Raw genomic sequence first — 15,212 nt, forward strand, 5'->3', positions numbered from 1 at the left:
GTATCCCTATGATATCTAAACAAAAGACTCCTGATTTGATTAATGGAAAAATCGTCACCGACGATCAGAAATCTTATTTGCAAGGCTTTTTTAGTGGTTTGGCAAACCGGGGAATTACTTTTTCAGATTTACAAGGGCTTTTCTCGGGGCCGGATAACATGAAGCCGACGACTAAAAATACTGATGTCCCCTTGATTTTTGAAGAACGCGTCAAGAATGAGGAACACCCCCTGGACAGTTATTATCTTCTCGTGGAAAATGCCCAAAATAATAAAGCCCCCGATAAAGAGGAGACATTCCGTTTTAAATGGCATGGGCTCTTCTTTTTAAGTCCGGTGAAAGATGCTTATATGGCGCGTCTGAGGATACCAGGTGGTTTCTTAAAAACATTTCAGCTCCGTGAAATTGCTAATACGGCCCAAGAACTCACGAGTGGTTACGTTCAGATCACGACACGTGCCAATTTTCAAATCAGGCTTATTGAGCCCCGCAATACCATGGAATTCCTAAGGCGTATCCAGTCGGTGGGGTTACATACCCGTGGGTCTGGGGCAGATAATATCCGTAATATCACGACAAATCCAACTGCTGGTATTGATCCGCACGAATTAATAGATACGACCCCGTTTGTCCACGAGTTAGGGCAATTCATTCTTTCCCACAGGGAATTTTATGATTTGCCACGGAAATTTAATATTGCATTTGATGGCGGTGGATTAATCGGGTCTGTCGAAGATACAAATGATATAGGATGCAAGGCTGTCCGGGTAATTCAAAATAACCAAGGAATAGAACCGGGAATCTATTTTCGTATTAAGCTTGGTGGGGCTACTGGACACAAGGCTTTCGCCCACGATACCGGTGTCTTAATTCGGCCTGAAGGACTGGTTCAAGCCGTTCTAGCACTGATCCGTGTCTTTATCACACATGGTTGCAGGACGGATCGTAAAAAATCTAGGCTCAAACATCTTTTGGAAAAAATGCCGATTCCCGATTATATAACCGCTGCAGAATCCCTCTTGGGGAGCAAACTGCTCAGAGACCCTTTTGATAAAGATGGTGTGTCTGGAATCTGTGCGCCCCACATACTCCCCCCTGCACCCCATTCCCATGTAGGCGTCTTCCCCCAAAAACAAGAAGGGTTTTATTATATAGGCATAGGAATCCCTGTAGGCCAGGTCACCCCACACCAATTACTGGCTTTAGCAGATATCGCGGATCAATACGGTCACGGGGAGATAAGACTGAGTGTTTGGCAGAATATTATTCTTCCATGGATCATCGAGGGAATGCTCGATAAGGCTCTCAAAAAAATCCATAAACTGGGTTTTACCGTCGAGCCATCGAATGTCAGCAGCGGGATTATTGCCTGTACCGGAAACCGGTTTTGCAAGTATGCAGCGAGTGATACAAAGGCACACGCTATTGCACTCGGGAAATATTTAGATAAGAAGGTATTATTGAAACACCCCGTAAATATTCATTTTACAGGGTGCCCTCATTCTTGTGCCCAGCATTATATGGGGGATATTGGCCTATTGGCCACAAAGGTCGGTTCCGGCCCGACGTCTGTCGAAGGGTATCATATTACTATTGGCGGGGGATTTGGTGAGTCCCGCTCCATTGGAAGGGAAATATTCAAGAGTATTCCCTTTAGTGAATTACCCCAGTTAATCGAAAAAATACTTAATGGCTACCTTCGCCATACGTCGGATATTGGCGGGAGTTTCCAGGATTTCACCCGTCGCCATGATATCAACACACTCCAGGCTATATTTACTAATAACGAATGATTCCTCCCTTAAAATATTCCGAAGGTGACTTGCAGGAGCAAATCCCCAGAGCAAAACCTGTTTCCACAAAGGATCTGCTTCAAAATTTGCTTATCGAGCAAAGGTCATTAACCGCTGTCGAGGAATTCGCACAGCAACACGCCGATATTCACCATCCATTACAGGCTAAATACTATCAAAACCTTATTCCTGTGAATCTTCCGCAATCAGGGGAACAATTTGCTTTTGAAGTCGATTTGGATCGCTGCTCCTCCTGTAAGGCCTGTGTGAGTGCCTGTCACAGCTTGAACGGTCTCGGTGATGATGAAATATGGCGATCTGTAGGCGTTCTCCATCCGGCTGTGAACGCGGGCCAGGGACAAGTCACAGTAACGACCGCCTGCCATCACTGTCTGGAGCCCGGATGTCTCGAAGGATGTCCGGTCACAGCCTACGAAAAGGACGTGATAACAGGAATCGTCCGCCACTTGAATGACCAATGTATAGGTTGCCAGTATTGCGTCATGAAATGTCCCTATGATGTGCCCAAATACTCGCCACATCTCGGGATAATCAGGAAATGTGATATGTGCCACGATCGCCTCAAATCATTGGAAGCACCGGCATGTGTACAAGCATGCCCAAATGAAGCCATTAAAATCACAATCGTCTCCACTGCCTCGATTTCAGAGCGGGCGGCTAATGGCGTTTTTCTGCCGGACTCTCCTGATCCCGGGTACACAAAGCCCGGTACGGTTTATACTTCTTCAAAACCCATTCCTTCAAATATGCTGGGCGGGGATCATGATAAATTAATCATCCAAGACGGACATTGGCCACTGGCTGTGATGCTGGTATTGACCCAGGCTGGGATTGGATTTTTAGGGGCTCAAATAATCGGCAGTGCCGTCGGAGTATTACCCACTCTCGCCAACCGATGGATGGCACTCCTGGGATTAATTATTTTCTCCGGTGGAATGGCTAGTAGCATCCTGCATTTGGGGCAACCGCTGAAGGCATGGCGCTTTTTCCTTGGATTACGCACATCGTGGCTCAGTAGGGAAATTCTGGCTTTTGGCGTTTTGACATTATTGGCGACTGTTTATGTCCTCGCATTATGGACGGAGCCTATTTTAGAAGGACTATCCACACACTCCCCCAGCAGGTTAATCTCAGGGTGGATACAGGGGCAGTACCATTGGGTGCAGACAATTTATCCGGCTGTATTACCTATTGTCTCTGTCACCATCCTGATCGTGGGGATCACCGCAGTATTTACTTCCGTCATGGTTTACGCTGTTACTCGGCGGCAATTCTGGCGTTGGGAAGTCACCTTGCCACGTTTTCTCGGGACTGTCATTATTTTTGGTCTGTTTGGGCTGCTCTATTTTACCCTTCATTTCAGATCATTTCCCGTCGATATAACATTGTTAATATGGGCAGTGGTGATATCGTGTACATTTAAAATACTCGGGGAAATGTCTCTATTCCTCCACCTACGGGACAGGGGACACCCGGCGATCAAACGCACGGCCATCCTCTTGCGAGGGCCTCTCAAAAAACTTATGCTCACGCGGATCATCTCAGGAATAGCAGGAGGAATTTTCCTGCCCTTACTCCTTTTGACTCCAAATGGTCACCCGCTTTTTGTCGCATCACTCTCATTAGGATTTTGGCTATTAGGTGAATTCACTGAACGCTCACTTTTTTTTAAAGCGGTTTCTCCCGATAAAATGCCAGGAGGAATATGATTAATCTCAAAAGGATTAAAATTCCCGATATTAAAAAAATACGCGAGTGGAAAGGGGCACTGACAGCGGAACTAGTCCAGTTTCCCGGAAAATTCGGGTTAGGCAGGTTGCCTAAACGTTTGGAACCCGATGCGACGACCACCGCGGTCTGTGGTTTTTGCTCAACGGGATGCGGGCTTGATATCCACCTCAAAAATGGTGAAGCAATCAATCTTTCAGGTAAAACCGATTATCCGGTGAATCTCGGCATGGCGTGCCCCAAAGGATGGGAAGCCCTTTCACCCCTTGATGCGCCTGACCGTGCCCTGACCCCCTTATACCGCAGTACACGCGAAGGTGACCCAAAACCAATATCATGGGAATCGGCCATAAACCTTTTCTGTGAAAAATTCAAACGCGTCATGGACACTCATGGTTCTGGCTCAGTTGCTTTCTTGAGCTCGGGGCAAATTGCTACCGAGGAAATGGCCTTCCTCGGGGCACTCGCGAAATTTGGAATGGGTTGGATTCATGGTGATAGTAACACCCGTCAATGTATGGCCACTGCCGCTACTGCTTATAAACAGTCGTTTGGTTTTGATGCACCTCCTTATACCTATCAGGATTTTGAAGAGTCAGACGTGATTATTTTAATCGGTTCAAACATTTGTATAGCCCATCCTATTATGTGGCAAAGGGTTTTACGGAATAAAAACAAGCCCGAAATCATCGTCATCGATCCGCGCAAAACTGAAACAGCTGTTGCAGCCACCCGACATTATGCCTTATCCCCTAAAAGCGACCTTACGCTCCTTTACGGTATCGCCCATATACTCATCCAGGAGGACTGGGTAAAACATACTTATATAGAGGCTCATACTGAAGGATTTGAAGATTTTAAGGAGCACACCGCTCACTTTACCCCGCAAATGGTTTCGGAAACGTCCGGTTTGTCCGTTAAAGAACTCTACGAATTTGCATACACGATCGCCCATGGCAAAAGGGTTTCATTCTGGTGGACGATGGGTGTCAACCAAGGGCATGAATCCACCCGGACAGCACAAGCCATTATTAATCTCGCCCTCATGACAGCCAATGTGGGCAGGCCGGGGACAGGGGCAAATTCAATTACCGGCCAGTGTAATGCCATGGGATCAAGGCTTTTCAGTAATACCAGCTCCCTATTCGGCGGCAGGGACTTTACCAAAGCCTCGGATCGACTGTGTGTAGCGGATATTCTTGCTATTCCTCTCGATAAAATACCGGTAAATAATAGTCTGGCCTACGACCAGATTATCGACGGAATCGATGAAGGAAAAATCAAAGGACTCTGGATTATCGGGACCAATACCGCACATTCCTGGATTAATCAGGAACGGTTTCGTCGCATTGCCCAGAAACTTGAATTCCTTGTTGTTCAAGACATGTACTCCACTACCGATACCGCGCAAATTGCGGATTTAGTCTTGCCTGCGGCTGGATGGGGAGAAAAGAATGGCACGATGATTAACTCTGAACGCCGGATTGGTTTAATTAAGAAAGTCAGAAAAGCACCCGGAGAAGCACTATCAGATTTTAACATCTTTAAACTGATTGCGAATGCATGGGGTTGCGGGGCTGAATTTGATCGTTGGAATAGCCCGGAAGAAGTTTTTCAAATCATCAAAGATATTTCCAAAGACCAGCCCTGTGATTTGACAGGAATACGGGACTATCAAATGATCGATCATGCCCATGGCATTCAATGGCCCTTCCGGGAGGGGGATATATTAACGAGTGATCAACGTCGTTTATTTTCTGATGGCCTATTTTTCACTCCCACAAACCGGGCGAAATTTATTTTTGAAATGCCAAACGCTCCATCAGAGCAAATAAATCATCATTATCCCTTTATCCTACTCACCGGCAGGGGAAGCTCCTCCCAGTGGCACACACTCACACGGAGCGGCAAGTCTGATGTGTTAAATGCATTATCTCCTGACTGCCTTTGCGTGGAAATTAATCAGGAGGATGCTGCCCTGTCGAATATTTATACCGGTGACTCCGTTACAGTCGAATCATCCCGCAAAAAAATTATTTGCGTGGCCCGGGTCACGCCCAATATAAAACCGGGACAATTATTCATGCCCATGCATTTTGTCGAGGTGAACAAGCTTACCCAAGACAGCTTCGATCCTTATTCCCGACAGCCTTCATACAAATATTCTGCGGTTAAAATCTCAAAAACAAAATCATAAACCTCCTTGTTAAGCAACTAGCCCCGGTAGATAGTCCGAGGATATCTGCGGTCATTTAAAAATCTCCCATTTCCTCACAACCCAAATCATACATATTATATTCGTGGGCTTCCTGCACTCCGTGGTGCAAATTGCGCTCCTCAAAGGGGATTTTATCCCCAGAGATACGAGATGGGAACAGCGAAGAGCTGAGGGCCGAATGGCACGATAGATTCCCCGTCATAAAGCAAGACTCCGGAGGAAAAGGTCTTGCCCGTATCGCCATGCAATTTGCGCAGGCCCTTAAAATCCGCCTCAGTCACCGTTGATGATGCCTTAATTTCAATTCCCGCAATCTTACCTGCTGATTCAATAACGATATCGACTTCGACCCCATCTTTATCCCGGAAGTGGCTGAAACTCACAAACTGGGCACGCCCAGTGGATTGTCGACGCAATTCCTGATAATAAAATGTCTCCAAAAGCCGTCCGAAAGCGGAACGATCCTGCCAAAGAGTTTCCTCATCCAATCCTAAAATGGTACACGCCAAGCCGGTATCCCCAAAATGAAGTTTGCCCGTTTTGATGAGACGCTTCAACCGGTTGCTGTGCCATGGGGGGGGAGCTCTCCTAAGAGGAAAATCCTCGCCAAGAGAGTCAAATACTCGCGGATCGTGGGGCGGCTGATCTGGAAAGGTGCCGCTAGCTCGGAAACATTGACCAGGCAGGCGGCTTGTCCTGCCGCCAGACTCAGGAGCCGGGGCAGGGCATCAAGGGCCCTGATATGCCCCAAGTCACGAATATCCCGTTAAATCAATGTTTCAACATAATCACGATACCAAGCGGCTTGTCTGTGGGCAGAGCTGCGTGCTAAAGCGGCAGGGTATCCCCCACGGGTGATCCCCCGGGCTAAATCCTTGCCTTGGCGCACCCCGCTCACCCCGGCCTTCCAGTCACCGCTCAAAAGCTTTGTGATCAATCGGGGTTTACTTCCGCAGAGTTCGGCTTGTGTGATTGGATGAAGCCGCAAAATGTCTAATCGTCTGGCCATTGAATCGGCAAGCTAGGGCAAAAGCAGGACTTCATCCAAAATCACCTTTTCGGGCAGGCTGGCGACAAATCCGACAGGATCGGATTGTGCCACTGACTTTTGCACATCATCATCAAAAGTCAGATACTCATATCCCCTTTGCTCACCCACAAGATGAATGAATCGGCTAATTGCAAGTTTATATCCGTCCAATAGAAAGTTAGCGTTCGTCCAATTGAAAAAATATATTAGCCAGGAAGGAAGTGCTAGGTGCTAAGTTAGCAGAATGTGTAGGGCAAGCGGCCCTGCTTACCACGGGCCAGAGAGTTTCACAGCACACATCCGGCATTCGGCAACCGAGCCGGTCGCCCTACAACTGAGTACCTAGCACCTCGCACTTAGAACATCCTCCCCTTCGTGCGATTCGTGCTGCAAATTGCTCCGACCAACGGCAAGAGAGCCGTTCTCCAAGCATCGGGGGGCGTTCCGGCTAAATCCGTCTTGGTAACGAACGCTGCCTGATTGAATTCTTCTTTTCACCCGGTGCTTGTGGACTTCCCCATCTTGACCTCGTTTAGTTGATAAACAAGGGGGAGTTAATTTCCAAAAACAACGCCTGAATTATACGTAATAAATCTTCATTTTGATTCCTATTACTGAATTAAATGGTTGCAAAAATAGCTATCACTACTATAAATATTAAAAAGACTGGTATTATATTTGTGGATAACGATAATTTTCAACAACCTAATCTGATAACTGTAAAAGAAGCAGCTAATTACCTCAGAATTCCTGTACCCACAGTATATTATTTGGTTCAGAGGGGGCAATTACCCGCCGTTCAAATCGGGGGTCGTTGGAGGATTAAAAAGGACGAGATCGACACTCAAATCCTCGGGAAGTCCGCATCTGACTCTTCTTCATCTGCAAATCAAGCGAAAACGGATGCGCCTGTAGCGACCCCACAAATCCTCATTATTGATGATGAGGTCATGATTCACCAATTGATTAAAGATGTACTGATTGAGGATAATTGCAACATTGACTCCGCGCTGAATGGCCAAGAGGCCATGAGCAAGATTTCCGCAAAAAAATACGATCTCGTATTCCTCGACATGGTATTACCTGAAATGTCTGGCGACCAGATTTACGAGTATATTTCAAAGACCCAGCCAAATCTCATGGTGGTGATTATCACCGCTTTTGTGGATAATAAGGTCCTTGATCGCGTCCTTTCCACAGGCCCGATCACCATTTTGCCAAAACCAATCGATATCCACCAGCTCCGCCAGCTCACCAAAGTCTTGGTTCATTTGCATCCTGCGCCCAAAAGCTAAGGGAATTTCCCTCGAGGCTTTCAGCGACTCGTTAGAAAAATGTCCAAATAGCTGGACTCCATTACCGGTAGAGTGACAAGGTTTTGCTGATTACTTGACGAATGTCATAACCGTCGACCACCATTTCCCGGGCTCGCCGGCACATCTGTAAACGGAATGGCGCATCAGAAAAAAGGGTTTCAATGGCTTGAGCAATAGAGGAACCATCTTTGGCGGGAACAATCAAACCATTGACGCCGTGGGAAATAATCTCCCGGCATCCGGGCACATCGGTAGTAACCGATACACGGCCACAAGCACCGGCTTCAATCAAGACTTTCGGTAAACCTTCCCGGTAAGAAGGTAACACCACCACATGGCACTGGTGATAAACTCTCACCATATCCTTCTGGTGATCTATCCATTCGATCAGGCCACTGCCGACCCATTCATCGAGTTCATCTCCGGAGATCGAACTACGATTGTGCGGGTCGATCCCTCCGGCTAAAACCATTTTTAACCCCGGAATCTTGCCCGAGGCCCGGAGGATTTTTGCCGCCTCGACAAATTCATAAATCCCCTTGTCCCGGAGAAGGCGGGCCGGCAAGGTGCAGACAAAACCCCCGGCCATGTCAGGCTCCGGGGAAAAGATGAATTCATCAATATCCACTCCCGAGCCTCTGATCAGTGCAATTTGCGCGGGGGTGGCGATTTGTGCAGAGATGAATTCCGCCACATCATCACGGTTCTGGAGGATGACTTTTGCCCCCGGGGAAGCGCAAATAAACTGCATCAGGGAAAAAACAGCTTTACGCCAGAGTCTGGTTTTCCAAGTCGTCGTCAGGAATGTACTGCCAAAACCGGTTACCGCCAAGATCATGCGGGGAATCCTGCACAACCGTGCAGCCAACCCCCCGAAAACCACCGCTTTAAATGCGACACAATGAACCACTGCCGGACGGAGTGTGAGTAAACCCCAGAAAATCGATAAAAAACAATAGAGCTCCAGGAACGGATTTTGCATGGCCCGGCCCAAGGGGATTTTCCTTATATGGAACCCCCGGCTGGCTAACTCATCCACACGCCCAGTGTCCGTGGTAAAAATCCAGACATCCCACCCATCCTCCAAGGCCGCACAAGCAAGCGGGAGCCTGTGACTGATAAAAAACCAATCGACATTGACGATATACACCAGTCGATTCCGGTTCATGGGTCTATTATCCATTTCTTTCGGAGTCCAGCAAACGGAGGACACCTTCTTGCCAGGAAACTTTCGGCGTGTATCCGATCAGGCGGGCGGCTTTGGTCAAATCCGCCAAGGAATCTTTCACATCCCCCGCGCGGGCTGGTTCAAAACGCGGGGTGAAGGAAGTGCCTAGGACATGGTTAAACTCATTGATAACGTCCAAGAGGGACACCCTCTGGCCGGAGGCGATATTCATGACTTCCCCTTCCAAAGGTTTATCCGAGAACATCGATAATAAATTCGCCTCAACGGCATTATCCACAAAAGTAAAATCTCTCGTTTGTGAGCCATCCCCGAAAATCAATGGGGCTTGCCCAGCTCTCATGACCGTGGAGAATTTCGCCATGACCCCGGAGTAAGGGCTATCAGGGTCTTGCCGCGGTCCAAAAATATTAAAATACCGCAGGGTCACCGTATCAATCGGATAACAACGCGCAAAAGTGGTCATATAAGACTCACCCGCGAGTTTACTCACGGCATAAGGGCTGCGCGGGCTCGGGCACATATCCTCATGTTTAGGTAGTGTGGGAGTATCCCCGTAAACACTCGATGAACCCGCATACACAACTCTTTTGACACCATACTCCACCGCTTTTTTCAGGAGGAGCAGAGTCCCCACCTCACCAGCATTTTGTGTTTCAATAGGGTCTTTGACCGAACGTGGCACGGAGGGAATGGCTGCTTGGTGGAATATCCCGTCGATACCTGCCAAGGCTTCATCGAGGGCTTTTTCTTGATTGATACTGCCTTCGACAAAACGAATACGATCCCAGACCGGGGCCAGATTCGATTTATGCCCGGTGACGAGGTTATCGAGTACAGTGACACGATAGTCGCGTGCGATGAGGTGCTCGACAATATGGGAGCCGATAAATCCGGCCCCTCCGGTTACAAGATAATGTCCCATAGGATTAAGCTTTCCAGACTTTTGGTGATTGATTGAGAGCGTTACGCGTATCGACGACGAGCCTTGCTGCCTCCGAGATCAGGGGATAATCCACGTCCTTGTGTTTTGTGGAGATCAGGACCAGGTCATAACCTTGGATCTCTGCGGATGTGACAGGCACACTTTCACGTCCGGCAAACCGGGCGTAATGTCGCGAGGGGCGGATGACCGGGATATGAGGGTCATGATAGGCGACCGCCGCGCCTAATTCTTCAAGCTTAGCCATCAACTCATAAGACGGACTCTCACGGTCATCATCCACATCGGGCTTGTAAGCCAGACCGATAATCAAAATCTTGGCGCCCTTGATCGATTTCTCCACGGAGTTTAAGGCCAAGAGGGTACGTTGGATCACATAGGCGGGCATTGCGGTATTCACTTCACCTGCCAACTCGATAAAACGTGTAGGCATCCCGTACTCGCGAGCTTTCCAAGTCAGATAAAAGGGATCAATCGGGATACAATGCCCACCCAATCCCGGGCCCGGATAAAATGGCATGAACCCAAAAGGTTTGGTCTTCGCCCCTTCGATGACCTCCCAGATATCGATCCCCATTTTTTCATATACAATCTTTAATTCATTTACCATCGCGATATTCACCGAACGGAAAATATTCTCAGTGAGTTTAATCGCCTCGGCCACCCGGCAAGAGGCTACTGGCACGATCAGGTCGATGGCCAAGCTGTAAAGTTCACACGCTTTATCCCGGCACACCGGAGTCAGGCCCCCGACGATTTTGGGGATTTGACTAGTTTTAAAGTCTTTATTACCGGGGTCTTCCCTTTCTGGGGAAAAAGCTAAATGGAAATCCTCGCCCGCTCTCAGGCCGGAATTTTTCTCCAGTATCTCCCGCAGGTCGGTATCCGTCGTCCCGGGATATGTCGTGGACTCAAGGACAACAAGCATGCCTTTTTTCAGGTGCGGAGCGATTTGCCCGCCCGTGCCGAAAACATAACTCATATCCGGCTCACGATTTGCTGTCAGCGGGGTGGGCACACAAATGATCACGGCATCACATCCACTGATGCGGGAAAAGTCCGTAGAGGCATCCGCGCGCGAGTCGTCTGCAAAACAAGCCGCAATTTGCGCGGCGGAAATGTGTTTAATATAGGATTGCCCGGCTTTCAGGGAATCAACCTTTTTGGAGTCAATATCCAGTCCGAGGACTTTTATCCCCTTTTCCGAGAATCGGAGTAGCAGGGGCAGCCCCACATATCCCAAACCCACGATTGCCACTTGTTCATATGCCATAGTCTAGGAAATGTTTAACCCTACGTTCCGCCCGGCTTCAAGCACTTTGTCCAAACGCTGGGTGTAGAGGTGTTTTTGGCGGCTGAATCCGAGCAATTTGCGGCGGCGTTCATTTAACGCCTCCTTATCTTTGATCAAATCCTTTACGATCCCTACACATTCATCGGTGGAGTGGAATGTCGGTAAGGCATATTCATCCGGAAAATCATCCGCGAGGTGTTTGCGAGGTTCGATCACGGTAAGCGCCCCGATACTGCTAAAACCATAAACACGAGCGGGCAAACCATGCGACATCCGGTCGGGTTTATCCGCGGCAGAGCCGATAGAAAGCTGGAGCCAGCAACTGCGTGCATGATTCAGCCACGTGTCCATTTTACCGTCATCCTGACTCTTGATGAATGAGATTCCCGCCTCCTCAAATGCGGTGGTGAATTCCCCCAGTAACTTTATACGTTTGGCATGTTCTTTATTCTTCGGGTTAAAATTCCCACAGAACCCGATATCATAAGTGGGAGACTCTTGCGTCACGTCGATTAACTCCACACCACAGGCGTTTGGTAGGTAAACAACGGATTTTGTCCGGGGACTATCCTCCTCGACGGCGTGTGTAAAAAAAATGTCGAAAGGCCAAAAAAGTTTTTTGATAATGGTCCAGCGGAATTCCGACAGGCCGTTATTCCAAGGGGCATCTATGTGATAGATCGAAATGATCCAACCCTTTTTTTTGAGCTGGGAAAACCAACGCGAAAAAATGCCGAGGTTTTTGAAATATTGCTTAAAACTAATCATCACCATGGCCGGAGGCTCGTTGAATAAATCATCCGTGGGTCGGTGCAGGATCTGGTGGGGATAATTCCGGCGGGCCGCCTCGATTTGAATCGCCTCCACCCCACAATTCACACGGACAGAATCAAAATTTTCCGGTAATATAAAATAAATCATGTCGTGCGGTTATCTTTCAAGCTTCCCGCGGAATTTGCAATAAACAAAGCCCACATCACCCAAAATTGTTGGGCAAATCCGGCGTTAAACAGTTGCCCCATAAAAATATTCAGCGTAAAGGCGAGTAGGCAAGAGCCGAGGGCGAGATTTACTGGACCATAACGGTTCGCCAACATCATTTTTAAAAGCAAATAGAGCGAATAACCAATCAACCCCACGATCATCACTAACCCGGGATAACCCAGCTCGAAACGCCAATTAATCCACTGGATGTGGGAGTGTCCCCTGATGCGCCCATGATCCATCGGCACTTCCACAGGGATTGGACAGTTAATTTGAGGATAAACATATTCATTCATCCGGGGTAACCAGCTGGGAATCCCATCAAAAACAATATCCCGGCCCGGGCCGAATCCGAAAAAGGGTACTACACCGGCATTATGGGCGACTTCCTGATAAGAAAATTTCCTGACTAATTCCGAATGCGTCTTTTTAAGACCCGCCATCTGGTAAAGAATGATTAATCCAAGGATGGAGGTCATCACAACGACGATAATCACGGCGGGAACAAACCTTTTCCGGAAACCTGCGGGCACAACAAAAAAAACCATTGGAATCAGTAACCCTGCCAGAACAAACTCTAAGCTCGTGATGGGCCCCATCCAGAAACAACTCGGTAAAAACCGGAAAATAATGGCCATCCCGCCCATCACCACATAAAAAACTAACAACCTCATGCGGAACCTCCCCTCCCCAGACCTCTGGCAAACTAAGACACTCAAGGCTAAAATCATGGCCGCCATAAAGCATAATTGATTCGCACGCGCCCAAGAGGACAGGGACGCCATGAACCCGCATGCAAAGGCAACCATAAAAAAGGAAAATCCCGCTCGCCCAGTGGAGAAGTGATGGTCAAAAGTAAAAACAGACAGGATCAAGGGCAGGCTCAGGAGTAAAAAACCATTCTCCCATCCATAATCCGAAAAGACCCCGCGCCACTCGGTATTATCCATGAATCGATAAACCTGCCAGCCATCAACTATCCCGTTAACCAATAACCCGGCAAAAATAGCACCTAAAATCAATTTGTAATCCAATTGCCGGGCAAATTGCACCGCACCAAGGGCCAATAAAACCGGGGCACCATAATCCGCCCACCACCGCTGTTTGGAGTACTGGAAGTCAATTGACAAAAAAAGGCTCACGGATGTGTGCAAGAAAAAGACTAGAAGGAGTAACTTTAGTCCGGTAGGAATCCCGGGCATGATTTTTTTTGTCCGGACAATATTTTCAAATGCCATCAGGATAAAAAGCACCATCAGTGCATTACGTAAACCAACAGCATTTGCCAGCGACCAAACCAGCAAAAGGCTGGCTAAAACCCAAGTAGAAAGCCGCTCAAAAGCAAATTGCTTCAATCGGCTTTGGGAAAACATGGCGGATGAGTGAAAAATTCAACGGGTGAGTGCGGTAATATTATGCCGCCCCGGATAATTTCGCCTCAAGTTCTTTCTTTGTGGTCATTCCGACGATTTGCTCGCGGACTTGTCCTTTGCTGAAAATCAATATGGTCGGTACAGCCCTGATCCCGTATTGGGCGGCGATCCCGTGGTTATTGTCGATATCGACTTTGGTGACTTTGACTAAGCCCTTTTTCTCTTCGGCGATCTGGTCGATGAGTGGGGCGAGCATTTTGCAGGGACCGCACCAGATAGCATGAAAATCAACCAATACAGGGATATCCGACTTTAAGACCTCTGCCTCAAAATTACTCTCGTTCAAAATTAATACATTTTCACTAGCCATGATAAAAAATTCCTTGTTGAAGTTACTGTTCAGGCAATCTACCTGCGACGGCCCGCCTTGCAACACTGAATTTATGTCATAACCAATTTGCCGCTTTTGCGAGGAAAAAGACCGCTGTGGCCACTGCCACGCAAGAGACACCCGCCAAAGCATCCCATATAATCGTATTTTGGGGTGCACTCTCCGCTGAAACCACCGATTTCATTTGCGGGGATGAAGCCGATGGTGTCGGGGTGGCAGGGGCGGGAAGGACTTGTGTCTGAGGAAGCCTGACCGTCGGAGCACCCGGAGCAGCGGCTGTGGGGTTTACTGCAGGTTTCACTCCTGTAGGGGCGACAGCGATGGGGGCCGCTACAGCAGAGGGAGAAGCAACCGGTCTAGGCACACTGGTTGGAGCGACTTGTGACGGTGTCATGACTGTTGCCGCAGAAGCGGCACTTGCTACACCCACGCCCGGGGTGATTTTTGCCGTACCGGATTTCGGCGGTGCGGAAGGAATTTTAACCCGGGTCGTTTCTTTTTTCGGCGAAATCAAGGGGCTTACTGAGGAGGCCGCTTTCGGCATGTATCCTGATGAAGGAGAGCCTGGCAAAGAAATCGGGGATGTGGCACTTTTTCCGGCTGGTGGAGGAACCGGTTTTGTCGCTGCAGCTGGTTTCGGCGGTAAAGGAATCCGTACCGTTTCTTTTTTCGGCGTGGGTTTTGGAGCAGAGCTAATCCCGCTTGATGGACTTGGAATCGCAGGGACAGGTATCGGTTTTGCCGGAATAGCTATTGCCGGAATTGCTACCGGTCTCGGTGGTAATGCAGATCCGGAGGCAGGTGTCGCGGACACTAAAGCTGCAGGCGCAGGAGCGGCTACCGGGGCGACAGGTTTCGGAAATGCTGACGGGGCAGGAACTGCCGCTGATACTACTGGAGCTGGGGCGGGAGCAGCTACCGGGACAAGAGGTTTC

16 protein-coding genes are annotated in these 15,212 nt (G+C 48.5%); 5 read left to right on the forward strand and 11 right to left on the reverse strand.

The window, feature by feature from the left end; translation table 11 throughout:
* Positions 1-8: 8 nt before the first annotated feature.
* Genes SGI98_05200 through SGI98_05210 form a run of 3 tightly spaced genes read left to right on the forward strand, consistent with a single transcriptional unit; the run spans position 9 to position 5,739 of the window.
* On the forward strand, positions 9-1,793 hold the full coding sequence (locus SGI98_05200; GenBank protein MDZ4742801.1) for a NirA family protein: 1,785 nt from the start codon (positions 9-11) through the stop codon (positions 1,791-1,793).
* Complete coding sequence (locus SGI98_05205; GenBank protein MDZ4742802.1) at positions 1,790-3,523, forward strand: DmsC/YnfH family molybdoenzyme membrane anchor subunit; 1,734 nt, start codon at positions 1,790-1,792, stop codon at positions 3,521-3,523. The genes SGI98_05200 and SGI98_05205 overlap by 4 nt, the downstream gene beginning before the upstream one ends.
* Complete coding sequence (locus tag SGI98_05210; protein MDZ4742803.1) at positions 3,520-5,739, forward strand: nitrate reductase; 2,220 nt, start codon at positions 3,520-3,522, stop codon at positions 5,737-5,739. Before SGI98_05205 ends, SGI98_05210 begins: the two co-directional genes overlap by 4 nt.
* Before the next feature lie 152 nt (positions 5,740-5,891).
* Here SGI98_05210 and SGI98_05215 read toward each other — a convergent pair whose 3' ends face one another.
* Genes SGI98_05215 through SGI98_05230 form a run of 4 tightly spaced genes read right to left on the reverse strand, consistent with a single transcriptional unit; the run spans position 5,892 to position 6,919 of the window.
* Positions 5,892-6,317 carry a DUF4143 domain-containing protein gene (locus SGI98_05215; protein MDZ4742804.1) on the reverse strand — a complete coding sequence of 142 codons (426 nt, stop codon included), beginning with the start codon at positions 6,315-6,317 and terminating at the stop codon, positions 5,892-5,894.
* Positions 6,314-6,511: a DUF4143 domain-containing protein gene (locus SGI98_05220; GenBank protein MDZ4742805.1), complete on the reverse strand. Its 198-nt coding sequence runs from the start codon at positions 6,509-6,511 to the stop codon at positions 6,314-6,316. Before SGI98_05220 ends, SGI98_05215 begins: the two co-directional genes overlap by 4 nt.
* A gap of 15 nt (positions 6,512-6,526) precedes the next feature.
* A complete protein-coding gene (locus tag SGI98_05225) occupies positions 6,527-6,769 on the reverse strand; it encodes a hypothetical protein (GenBank protein ID MDZ4742806.1) in 243 nt (80 codons plus the stop codon).
* Between the two features lie 12 nt (positions 6,770-6,781).
* Positions 6,782-6,919, reverse strand: coding sequence for a hypothetical protein (locus SGI98_05230; protein MDZ4742807.1), 138 nt, complete (start codon positions 6,917-6,919; stop codon positions 6,782-6,784).
* A gap of 551 nt (positions 6,920-7,470) precedes the next feature.
* Between SGI98_05230 and SGI98_05235 the strand changes: the two genes are divergently transcribed.
* Positions 7,471-8,085: a response regulator gene (locus tag SGI98_05235; protein ID MDZ4742808.1), complete on the forward strand. Its 615-nt coding sequence runs from the start codon at positions 7,471-7,473 to the stop codon at positions 8,083-8,085.
* A gap of 61 nt (positions 8,086-8,146) precedes the next feature.
* Here SGI98_05235 and SGI98_05240 read toward each other — a convergent pair whose 3' ends face one another.
* The 7 genes from SGI98_05240 to SGI98_05270 form a co-directional block, all read right to left on the reverse strand.
* Positions 8,147-9,274, reverse strand: coding sequence for a glycosyltransferase family 4 protein (locus SGI98_05240; protein ID MDZ4742809.1), 1,128 nt, complete (start codon positions 9,272-9,274; stop codon positions 8,147-8,149).
* 7 nt (positions 9,275-9,281) lie between these two features.
* A complete protein-coding gene (locus tag SGI98_05245) occupies positions 9,282-10,217 on the reverse strand; it encodes an NAD-dependent epimerase/dehydratase family protein (GenBank protein ID MDZ4742810.1) in 936 nt (311 codons plus the stop codon).
* 4 nt (positions 10,218-10,221) lie between these two features.
* A complete protein-coding gene (locus SGI98_05250; protein MDZ4742811.1) occupies positions 10,222-11,508 on the reverse strand; it encodes a nucleotide sugar dehydrogenase in 1,287 nt (428 codons plus the stop codon).
* 3 nt (positions 11,509-11,511) lie between these two features.
* Positions 11,512-12,450, reverse strand: coding sequence for a glycosyltransferase (locus SGI98_05255; protein MDZ4742812.1), 939 nt, complete (start codon positions 12,448-12,450; stop codon positions 11,512-11,514).
* Entirely contained in the window at positions 12,447-13,886 is a 1,440-nt protein-coding gene (locus SGI98_05260; protein ID MDZ4742813.1) for a hypothetical protein, read from the reverse strand. Before SGI98_05260 ends, SGI98_05255 begins: the two co-directional genes overlap by 4 nt.
* 40 nt (positions 13,887-13,926) lie before the next feature.
* Positions 13,927-14,256: a thioredoxin gene (trxA, locus tag SGI98_05265; GenBank protein ID MDZ4742814.1), complete on the reverse strand. Its 330-nt coding sequence runs from the start codon at positions 14,254-14,256 to the stop codon at positions 13,927-13,929.
* Positions 14,257-14,332: 76 nt separating this feature from the next.
* Positions 14,333-14,671, reverse strand: a complete 339-nt coding sequence (locus SGI98_05270; protein MDZ4742815.1) for a hypothetical protein — start codon at positions 14,669-14,671, stop codon at positions 14,333-14,335.
* Between SGI98_05270 and SGI98_05275 the strand changes: the two genes are divergently transcribed.
* Positions 14,670-15,212, forward strand: a 543-nt coding sequence (locus SGI98_05275; protein MDZ4742816.1) for a hypothetical protein, incomplete at its 3' end; no start/stop codon positions are given. The two genes, SGI98_05270 and SGI98_05275, sit on opposite strands and share 2 nt — an antisense overlap.

Source organism: Verrucomicrobiota bacterium (assembly GCA_034440155.1).
Taxonomy (GTDB): domain Bacteria; phylum Verrucomicrobiota; class Verrucomicrobiia; order JAWXBN01; family JAWXBN01; genus JAWXBN01.

Bases quoted from the DNA above. Each gene is read 5' to 3' on its own strand.
- SGI98_05200 (MDZ4742801.1), top strand. From the start codon at position 9: ATGATATCTAAACAAAAGACTCCTGATTTGATTAATGGAAAAATCGTC.
- SGI98_05205 (MDZ4742802.1), top strand. From the start codon at position 1,790: ATGATTCCTCCCTTAAAATATTCCGAAGGTGACTTGCAGGAGCAAATC.
- SGI98_05210 (MDZ4742803.1), top strand. From the start codon at position 3,520: ATGATTAATCTCAAAAGGATTAAAATTCCCGATATTAAAAAAATACGC.
- SGI98_05225 (MDZ4742806.1), bottom strand. From the start codon at position 6,769: ATGGCCAGACGATTAGACATTTTGCGGCTTCATCCAATCACACAAGCC.
- SGI98_05240 (MDZ4742809.1), bottom strand. From the start codon at position 9,274: ATGAACCGGAATCGACTGGTGTATATCGTCAATGTCGATTGGTTTTTT.
- SGI98_05245 (MDZ4742810.1), bottom strand. From the start codon at position 10,217: ATGGGACATTATCTTGTAACCGGAGGGGCCGGATTTATCGGCTCCCAT.
- SGI98_05250 (MDZ4742811.1), bottom strand. From the start codon at position 11,508: ATGGCATATGAACAAGTGGCAATCGTGGGTTTGGGATATGTGGGGCTG.
- SGI98_05255 (MDZ4742812.1), bottom strand. From the start codon at position 12,450: ATGATTTATTTTATATTACCGGAAAATTTTGATTCTGTCCGTGTGAAT.
- SGI98_05260 (MDZ4742813.1), bottom strand. From the start codon at position 13,886: ATGTTTTCCCAAAGCCGATTGAAGCAATTTGCTTTTGAGCGGCTTTCT.
- trxA (MDZ4742814.1), bottom strand. From the start codon at position 14,256: ATGGCTAGTGAAAATGTATTAATTTTGAACGAGAGTAATTTTGAGGCA.
- SGI98_05270 (MDZ4742815.1), bottom strand. From the start codon at position 14,671: ATGACACCGTCACAAGTCGCTCCAACCAGTGTGCCTAGACCGGTTGCT.